The sequence below is a fragment of the Streptomyces sp. NPDC028419 genome (assembly GCF_055565515.1).
The window spans coordinates 32,053-40,006 of sequence record NZ_JBVHUE010000055.1 but is presented as its reverse complement, the minus strand read 5'-3'; the positions used below and the strand labels follow the sequence as shown (position 1 = coordinate 40,006).

Below are 7,954 nucleotides of genomic sequence, written 5' to 3'. Positions count from 1 at the left end.
CCCCCCCCCCCCCCCCCCCCCCCCCCCCCCCCCCCCCCCCCCCCCCCCCCCCCCCCCCCCCCCCCCCCCCCCCCCCCCCCCCCCCCCCCCCCCCAGCCCCGCAGGGGACAACGGCCCTGGCGGGCCGCCCCGGGCTCCGCCCGGACCCGCGCCTCAAACGCCGGCGAGGCTGGGTTTGGCCCCGGCGAGGCTGAGGGTGGCGGGGCCCGCGACTCAAACGCCGGCGAGGCTGGGGGTGGCGGGGGTGGGTTTGGCTTTGGTGGGGGGAGGATGGGGGGATGCGGATTGTGGTTACCGGTTCGGCCGGGCTCATTGGAACGGCGCTCGTGCGCTCCCTGCGCAAGGACGGGCACGACATCGTCCGCCTAGTCCGCCGCACCCCCACCGCCCCGGACGAGGCCGAGTGGGACCCGCGGCGCGGATACGTCGATCCCGCGGCCCTGACCGGCAGCGAGGCCGTCGTGCACCTCGCCGGGGCCGGGGTCGGGGACCACCGCTGGTCGGCGGAGTACAAGCGGGAGATCCGGGACAGCCGCGTGCTCGGCACCGCCGCGATCGCCACCGCCGTGGCGTCGATGGAGCGGCCGCCCTCCGTCCTGGTCTGCGGCAGCGCCATCGGCTACTACGGCGACACCGGCCAGCGGGCCGTGGACGAGAGCGCTCCGGCGGGCACCGGCTTCCTGCCCTCCGTCTGCGTGGAGTGGGAGGCGGCCGCCGCCCCCGCCGCGGCGGCCGGGGTGCGGACCGTCTTCGCCCGGACCGGGCTCGTCGTCGCGGCCGAGGGCGGCGCCTGGGGCAAGCTCTTCCCGGTGTTCCGGGCGGGGATCGGCGGCCGCCTCGGCAACGGCCGCCAGTACTGGTCGTACATCTCCCTGCACGACGAGATCGCGGCCCTGCGCCACCTGATCGTCACCCCGGAGCTGTCCGGCCCGGTGAACCTCACCGCTCCGGAGCCCCTGACCAACCGTGAGATCACCGCGGCCATGGGGCGCGTACTGCGGCGGCCGACGGTGTGCGCCGTGCCGGCGGCGGCGATGCGGATCGCGCTGGGCGAGTTCTCCGAGGACGTGCTGGGCAGCCAGCGGGTGCGGCCCGCGCGGCTGTTGGAGTCGGGGTTCGTCTTCCGCCACCCGGGGATCGACGAGGCGATCAGGGCGGCGCTGGCGCGTTCCTGAGCATCGGGGGGCGCATTCGAGGGGGCGCGCCGGCCGGCGGACGCCACGCGGCGTGCGACCGTTTGTGACCCGCATGCGACCCGCGCATGTCCGGAGTGCGACCGGTATGCAACCGGAAACGTTCGGAAAAGCGCATCCAACTCGGGTTCTGCTGGAGCTGGTTGGGGGAAGGAGGACCAGACAAGCCGCGCCGACCTCGGGGAGGGGCACGTGCTCAGCAGCGCACACCGTGCAGACGTAGTCATCGTGGGAGCCGGAGTCTCAGGACTCGCGGCGGCACACCATCTGATCGCAGCGGGGGTCAGCGTCACCGTCCTGGAGGCCGCCGACGATCCCGGCGGCCGGATGGCCACCGAGCGGACCGACGGATTCCGATTGGACCGGGTCGGTCAGCTCCTCAACACCTCGTACCCGGAACTGGCCCGCACACCCGGCCTGGAGGGCCTGGTCCTGCGGCCCTTCGCACCCGGCGTCCTCGTCCACAGCGAGGGCAAGCAACTGAGGGCCGGCGCCCTCACACCGGCCCGCGCCCTCGCCAGCGGCTCGCTCGACCAGGCCCGGCTCAGCGCCGCGCTCGGCCGGCTCGCGGCCCTGCCCGAGGAGCGCATCCTCGCCCGTCCCGAACGCACCGCGCGCGCCGCGCTGCGCAGCCGGACCCTGCCACCGCGCACGGTCACCGGGGTCCTGCGACCCCTGCTCGCCACCCTGCTCTGCGACCCGGAGCTCACCACCTCCAGCCGGGTCGCCGACCTCGCGCTGCGCCGCTTCGCCCGCGGCCGCCTGGCGGTACCCGAAGGCGGCGCCGCCGCCCTGCCCGCGCTCCTGGCCGCCGGGCTGCCGCCCGGCACCGTGCGCACCGGCGTGCGCGTGCGCTCGGTGGCCACCAACCTGGTGACCACCGAGGAGCACGGCGACTTCGCCTGCCGCTCCGTCCTGCTCGCCACCGGCGCCCGCGCCGCGGCCGAGCTGCTGCCGGGCCTGCGCGTGCCCCGATTCCACGAGATCACCGTCATCCACCACGCGACCACCGCCGAGCTGCCCTGGGACGGCTCGCTCCTGCTCGACGGCGACCCCAAGTGGCCGCTCGCGCACACCACCGTGATGAGCGCCGTCGACCCGAGCCGCGCCCCCGCCGGGCGCTCGCTCGTCAGCACCACCGTGCTCGGACCGCCGCCACCCGCCCGGACGGTGGCCTCCCGTCTCGCCCGGCTCTACGAGACCTCCACCCGGGACTGGGAGCCGCTGGCCGTCCACCACACGCCCGAGGCCGTCCCGGCCATGCCCGCGCCGTACGACACGCGGCGCACGGTCCGGCTGCTCGCCGGGCTGTACGTGTGCGGCGACCACCGGGACACCAACACCGTGCAGGGCGCCCTGCACTCGGCGCGCCGCGCCACCACCGCCGTCCTGCGCGACTTCGGCATCCCGGTGCCGGTCGCGGAGCCCGTCGTACCGGCGGCTGCCTGAAACCACCCAGTGCGGGGCCCGGTCACCCGAGGGGGACCGGGCCCCCGGCGCGTCCGGGGCCCGAGGCGCACCGCCCCGCTACGACAGCGACGCCACCCGGTCCCGGTAGGTCCGCACGGCCGCCGCGTCCCGGTAGGGCTCCAACCGCCGCTCGAAGTCCCGTACGTACTCCACCGCGCGCACCGAGCGCATCTCCATCGCCTGCTGCGCCGCCTCCGCGCCCAGGGCGCACGCCTGGTCCAGCTCGCCCAGCCCGAGGCGCGCCGTGGCCAGCACCACCCGGCAGAAGAGCCGGGAGCGCGCGAAGCCGGGCGCGCGCAGCTGGAGCGAGCGCTCCGCGTGCTGGGCCGAGGCCCGGTACTGCTGCAGGTCGCGGTGGCAGTGCCCGAACTCGTCGGCCAGCTCCGCCTCGTCGAAGGTCCGCGCCCAGTGCGGCACGTCGTCCCCGGGCCGGGCGGCGCCGAGCGCGCGTTCGGCCCGTACGAGGGAGGCGGTGGCCGCCCGTACCTCGCCCAGTACCGCGTGCCCGCGGGCCTCCGCCGCGTGCAGCAGCCCCTGGACCACCTGGGGCGGGCCCGACCCGACGCCCTGCTGGGCGACCCGGGCCAGCTGTACGGCCTCCCGCCCGTGGCCGAGGTAGACCGCCTGGCGGCTCATGGTGACCAGGACGTAGGCGCCGTAGGGCCGGTCCCCGGCCGCCTGGGCGAGGCGCAGGGCCTGGACGAAGTACCGCTGGGCCAACCCGTGGGCCGCGATGTCGTACGAGGTCCAGCCCGCGAGCCGGGTCAGGTCGGCTGCGGCCGCGAAGAGCCGCCGCCCGGAGTTCTCGCCGTAGGTGCCGCGCAGCATCGGCTCCGCCTCGTGCTCCAGGTAGCGCACCAGGGCCTGGCGGGCATGGCCGCCGCCGTAGGCGTGGTCCAGGGCCCGGAAGAGCTCGCCGACCGATCTGAGCGCGGCGATGTCCCCGGAGGTGACCCGTTGACCGGGGCCCCGGTCGACCTGGCGCTGGCGGGGCACGGTCGACCGGCCCTGGGCCGGGATCCGCGAGGCGTCCGGGTCCGCGCCCCGGGCGACGCGCTCGTCGGCCCGGCCGATCAGCCAGTCCCGGCTGGGGACGACGAGTCCGGCCGGGGTGAAGGCGATCTTCCGCAGTTCGGCGTGCGAACCGGAGTCCTTGCGCCACAGGCCGCTCGCGATGTCCACGGCCTCCTCGGGGGTGGCCGCGAACTCCAGCCCCGCGTAGACCGGGGCGCAGGCGTCCAGCCCGAGGTCCTGTGCCGAGAGCCGCCGCCCGAGCCGCCGCGTGAACACTTCGGCGATCAGCGCCGGGGTGGTTCCGCGCGGCTGTTGCCCGCGCAGCCACCGGGTGACCGAGGTCTTGTCGTACCGCAGATCGAGACCGTGCTCCAGACCGAGCTGGTCCACGCGGCGGGCGAGCCCGGCATTGGAGAACCCGGCCTCGGCGATCAGTGCCGCGAGCTGCCGGTTGGGGACGCGCTGGGCAGGTCGTTCCGTCATCGGCTCCACGGTCTCCTGACGTGACGGACCGGTGTCCCGGCCCTGTGAACGGCGTGAATGTAGCGGCGAACACTGCCCGGACCGCCCCTTCTATCCCACATTCATCCGATCGTGCGAAGAACCGGGCAAGGCCTTTACGAGTGGGTCCCGCATCCCCGCATAAGCTGCGGGCATGACCCGCTGGCCCCACGAGTCGCACGCCGTACCGGAATCCACGGCGCCGCTCCCCGCGCCCGAGATCACCGAGGCCGAATGCCGCCGGTGCGGCACGCTGATCGCCGGGCTCGACGGGCGCTACGCCTGCGGTGTGTGCGGCTGGGTCAACGACCACTCCGAGGGCCACCGGCGGCTGCCGCGGGCCGACGAGGACCCGGACCGGCCCCCGCGGGGCCGCAAGCAACCCCGCCGCCTCCCGGCCCCGCCGCCCGAGCCCGCTTAGGCCCCCGTGCGGGGGCCCTGCCGGGCCGTGGCGGGGGCGCCGTACGCTGGGTGGGTGCGATATGGGTGCGATATGCACGCACAGCGGGTTCAACGAGGAGGCGCTGCGGTGGCTGAGCTGCGGTTTGTCCATCTGGGCTTCGGTCCGGATGCCGTCGAGTACACCGAGGCCTGGGACGAGCAGCGGCGCGTCCACGCCGCACGCTTCGCGGACGAGACCGAGGACACCTGTCTGCTGCTGGAGCACCTCCCGGTCTACACGGCGGGACGGCGCACGGCCGACAGCGAGCGCCCCCTCGACGGCACCCCGGTGGTCGACGTGGACCGCGGCGGCAAGATCACCTGGCACGGCCCCGGCCAGCTCGTCGGCTACCCGATCATGAAGCTGCCCCGCCCGGTGGACGTGGTCGCCCACGTCCGGCGGCTGGAGGACGCGCTGATCCGCACCGCCGCCGACTTCGGCCTGGAGACCACCCGGGTCGAGGGCCGCTCCGGCGTCTGGGTGCTCGGCGACCCGGTCGAGGACCGCCCCAAGCTCGGCGGGCTGTCGCTCGACTTCGACCCGAGGCTCGCGGACGAGGAGTTCGACCCCCGGCTGAACGGGCCGGAGTACGCGCCGTCCAACGCCGGCCAGCGCCGCGAGGACCGCAAGCTCGCCGCCATCGGCATCCGCGTCGCCAAGGGCGTCACGATGCACGGCTTCGCGATCAACGTGAACCCCGACAACACCTGGTTCGACCGGATCGTCCCCTGCGGCATCCGCGATGCCGGTGTGACCTCGCTCTCGTACGAACTGGGCCGCGAGATCACCATCGCCGAGGTGCTGCCGGTCATCGAGGGCCACCTGAAGGACGTCCTGGAGGGCGCCGACCCGCGGCCGCGCGTCGTCGAGCCCGCGGCCTCCTAGGCCCGGGGAAGCCCTGGGGGAGCCTCGGGGGAGCCCCCGGGGAGCTCCGGGGGAATGCGTCCGCCCGCCCGCAGGTTGGCCGACGTAAGAACGTATGAATTTACGGGCGTACCCTGGTGGGCGCCGAAGAATCGAAGTCACAGGGAGCCGGTCGTGTCCGCAGTCGCACCCGACGGACGCAAGATGCTGCGCCTGGAGGTCCGTAACGCCCAGACGCCCATCGAGCGCAAGCCCGAGTGGATCAAGACCCGGGCGAAGATGGGTCCCGAGTACACCAAGATGCAGGCCCTGGTGAAGGGCGAAGGACTGCACACGGTGTGCCAGGAAGCCGGCTGTCCGAACATCTACGAATGCTGGGAGGACCGCGAGGCCACCTTCCTCATCGGTGGCGACCAGTGCACCCGGCGCTGCGACTTCTGCCAGATCGACACGGGCAAGCCCGAGGCGCTGGACCGTGACGAGCCGCGCCGCGTGGGCGAGTCCGTGGTCACCATGGACCTCAACTACGCCACCATCACCGGTGTCGCCCGCGACGACCTGCCGGACGGCGGCGCCTGGCTCTACGCCGAGACCGTGCGCCAGATCCACCAGCAGACGGCGGAGCGCGCCGGCGGCCACACCAAGGTCGAGCTGCTCGCCCCCGACTTCAACGCGGTGCCGGAGCTGCTGGAAGAGGTCTTCGCCTCCCGCCCCGAGGTCTTCGCGCACAACGTCGAGACGGTCCCGCGCATCTTCAAGCGGATCCGCCCCGGCTTCCGCTACGAGCGCTCGCTCGAGGTGATCACCAAGGCGCGCGAGTACGGCCTGGTCACCAAGTCGAACCTGATCCTCGGCATGGGCGAGGAGCGCGAGGAAGTCACCCAGGCGCTCAAGGACCTGCACACCGCGGGTTGCGAACTCATCACGATCACCCAGTACCTGCGGCCCTCGCCGCGGCACCACCCCGTGGAGCGCTGGGTGAAGCCGGCCGAGTTCGTGGAGCTGGCGAAGGAGGCCGAGGACATCGGCTTCTCCGGTGTGATGTCGGGTCCGCTGGTGCGTTCCTCGTACCGCGCGGGTCGGCTGTACCAGCAGGCGATGGATCACCGGACGACTGTGTGAATTCGCGCACAAAGTCCTACTAAGCAGTAACACCACGGCGACGCGGCCCCTAGGCTCCCTCAAGGGAGACACCTGGCGGGCCGCGTCAATGTTTCATCATCGTTTGACCAGTCGGTCACGCCCTGGTAACACCAATCAGTGACGCTGGCTCCACGCACCGCACACGCCGGGCGCGTGCGGCGCACGCGCCGCGCACGCACCCCGTACGCGCAGTACCCGCGAAGCTCCACCGACGAGAGCACCAGAGAGGGATCGACATGCAGGCCGCGCCCGTTCGCGCCATCGCCATCCCGTCGTTCACCGACGCCTTCCGGGGCATCGAGTCGCTCCTCATGAGCGGCGCCCGTCGCAACGCCTGGACGGCGGTGCTGGAGGACCGTCGCCGGGCGAAGGACCGCGTCGAAACCGAGCACGTACTCGAGGCCGCGGCGACCCGGACCCCGCAGGCCACGTAAACTTCGCTGCATGGCGAGGAAGTCAAACGCAGAGACTGCTGCGAACCCCGGGCGACTGAAGCAGATCGCCCTGACGTACAAGATGACCCGTAAGGCCGACTCGAAGGTCGGTCTCATCGTCGCGGGCGTGGGAATCGTCACCTTTGGTGTCGTCCTCGGGATCGGCTTCCTGATCGGCTACCCGGTCTATCTGGGCATCCTGGGATTCCTGGTCGCCTTCCTGGCGATGGCGATCGTCTTCGGCCGGCGTGCCGAGGCCGCTGCCTTCGGGCAGATGGAGGGCCAGCCGGGCGCCGCCGCGGCGGTCCTGGACAACGTGGGACGGGGATGGACCACCACCCCCGCCATCGCGATGAGCCGCCAGCAGGACATCGTGCACCGCGCGGTCGGCAAGGCCGGCGTCGTGCTGGTCGCCGAGGGCAACCCGAACCGGGTCAAGAGCCTGCTCGCCGCCGAGAAGAAGAAGATGAAGCGCGTCATGCCGGAGATTCCGGTCCACGACATCATCGTCGGCACGGGCGAGGGCGAGGTGCCGCTCAAGAAGGTGCGCACGACGCTGCTCAAGCTGCCGCGCGTGCTCGCGGGCCCGCAGATCACCGAGGTGAACGACAAGCTGCGCGCCATGGGCGACCTGATGAGCAACATGCCCATCCCCAAGGGTCCCCTGCCGGGGCGCGGCGCCCGGGGCGGTCAGCGGCCGCCGCGCGGCTGACCCGCATTGCATACAAGACATACAAGTGGGGGGGGGGGGGGGGGGGGGGGGGGGGGGGGGGGGGGGGGGGGGGGGGTTGTTGTTGGGGGTGGGGGGGGGGGGGGGGGGGGGGGTGGGGGGGGGGGGGGGGGGGGGGGGAGTGGGGGGGGGGGGGGGGGGGGGGGCTGTGCGGGGGATTCCG

At 73.6% G+C, this 7,954-nt stretch carries 8 protein-coding genes; 7 read left to right on the top strand and 1 reads right to left on the bottom strand.

Going from position 1 to position 7,954, the window contains the following annotated elements:
• The first annotated feature begins 278 nt into the window (after positions 1-278).
• Together ACZ4UB_RS37470 and ACZ4UB_RS37465 are read left to right on the top strand one after the other, a co-directional pair.
• On the top strand, positions 279-1,175 hold the full coding sequence (locus ACZ4UB_RS37470; protein ID WP_468077435.1) for a TIGR01777 family oxidoreductase: 897 nt from the start codon (positions 279-281) through the stop codon (positions 1,173-1,175).
• 210 nt (positions 1,176-1,385) lie between these two features.
• Entirely contained in the window at positions 1,386-2,642 is a 1,257-nt protein-coding gene (locus ACZ4UB_RS37465; RefSeq protein WP_468077433.1) for an FAD-dependent oxidoreductase, read from the top strand.
• A 78-nt stretch (positions 2,643-2,720) separates the two neighbouring features.
• Here ACZ4UB_RS37465 and ACZ4UB_RS37460 read toward each other — a convergent pair whose 3' ends face one another.
• Positions 2,721-4,160 carry a regulator gene (locus ACZ4UB_RS37460; RefSeq protein ID WP_354383475.1) on the bottom strand — a complete coding sequence of 480 codons (1,440 nt, stop codon included), beginning with the start codon at positions 4,158-4,160 and terminating at the stop codon, positions 2,721-2,723.
• A gap of 172 nt (positions 4,161-4,332) precedes the next feature.
• Here ACZ4UB_RS37460 and ACZ4UB_RS37455 point away from each other — a divergent pair, with 172 nt between their 5' ends.
• The 5 genes from ACZ4UB_RS37455 (at position 4,333) to ACZ4UB_RS37435 (ending at position 7,773) form a co-directional block, all read left to right on the top strand.
• Complete coding sequence (locus ACZ4UB_RS37455; protein ID WP_468077431.1) at positions 4,333-4,599, top strand: hypothetical protein; 267 nt, start codon at positions 4,333-4,335, stop codon at positions 4,597-4,599.
• Positions 4,600-4,707: 108 nt separating this feature from the next.
• Positions 4,708-5,505 (top strand): lipoyl(octanoyl) transferase LipB, encoded by a 798-nt coding sequence (gene lipB, locus ACZ4UB_RS37450; RefSeq protein WP_354383473.1) that lies wholly within the window; start codon positions 4,708-4,710, stop codon positions 5,503-5,505.
• 153 nt (positions 5,506-5,658) lie between these two features.
• Entirely contained in the window at positions 5,659-6,606 is a 948-nt protein-coding gene (gene lipA, locus ACZ4UB_RS37445; RefSeq protein WP_354383472.1) for a lipoyl synthase, read from the top strand.
• Between the two features lie 257 nt (positions 6,607-6,863).
• The gene (locus ACZ4UB_RS37440) at positions 6,864-7,061 is read left to right on the top strand and encodes an SCO2195 family GlnR-regulated protein (RefSeq protein WP_214937012.1); all 198 of its coding nucleotides are present in this window, start codon (positions 6,864-6,866) and stop codon (positions 7,059-7,061) included.
• A gap of 10 nt (positions 7,062-7,071) precedes the next feature.
• Positions 7,072-7,773 (top strand): DUF4191 domain-containing protein, encoded by a 702-nt coding sequence (locus ACZ4UB_RS37435; RefSeq protein WP_468077429.1) that lies wholly within the window; start codon positions 7,072-7,074, stop codon positions 7,771-7,773.
• Positions 7,774-7,954: the final 181 nt, after the last annotated feature.

What these genes read in the sequence shown, in the direction of transcription:
- ACZ4UB_RS37455 (WP_468077431.1), top strand. Translation starts at nt 4,333, where the DNA reads ATGACCCGCTGGCCCCACGAGTCGCACGCCGTACCGGAATCCACGGCG.
- ACZ4UB_RS37435 (WP_468077429.1), top strand. Translation starts at nt 7,072, where the DNA reads ATGGCGAGGAAGTCAAACGCAGAGACTGCTGCGAACCCCGGGCGACTG.
- ACZ4UB_RS37460 (WP_354383475.1), bottom strand. Translation starts at nt 4,160, where the DNA reads ATGACGGAACGACCTGCCCAGCGCGTCCCCAACCGGCAGCTCGCGGCA.
- ACZ4UB_RS37470 (WP_468077435.1), top strand. Translation starts at nt 279, where the DNA reads ATGCGGATTGTGGTTACCGGTTCGGCCGGGCTCATTGGAACGGCGCTC.
- ACZ4UB_RS37440 (WP_214937012.1), top strand. Translation starts at nt 6,864, where the DNA reads ATGCAGGCCGCGCCCGTTCGCGCCATCGCCATCCCGTCGTTCACCGAC.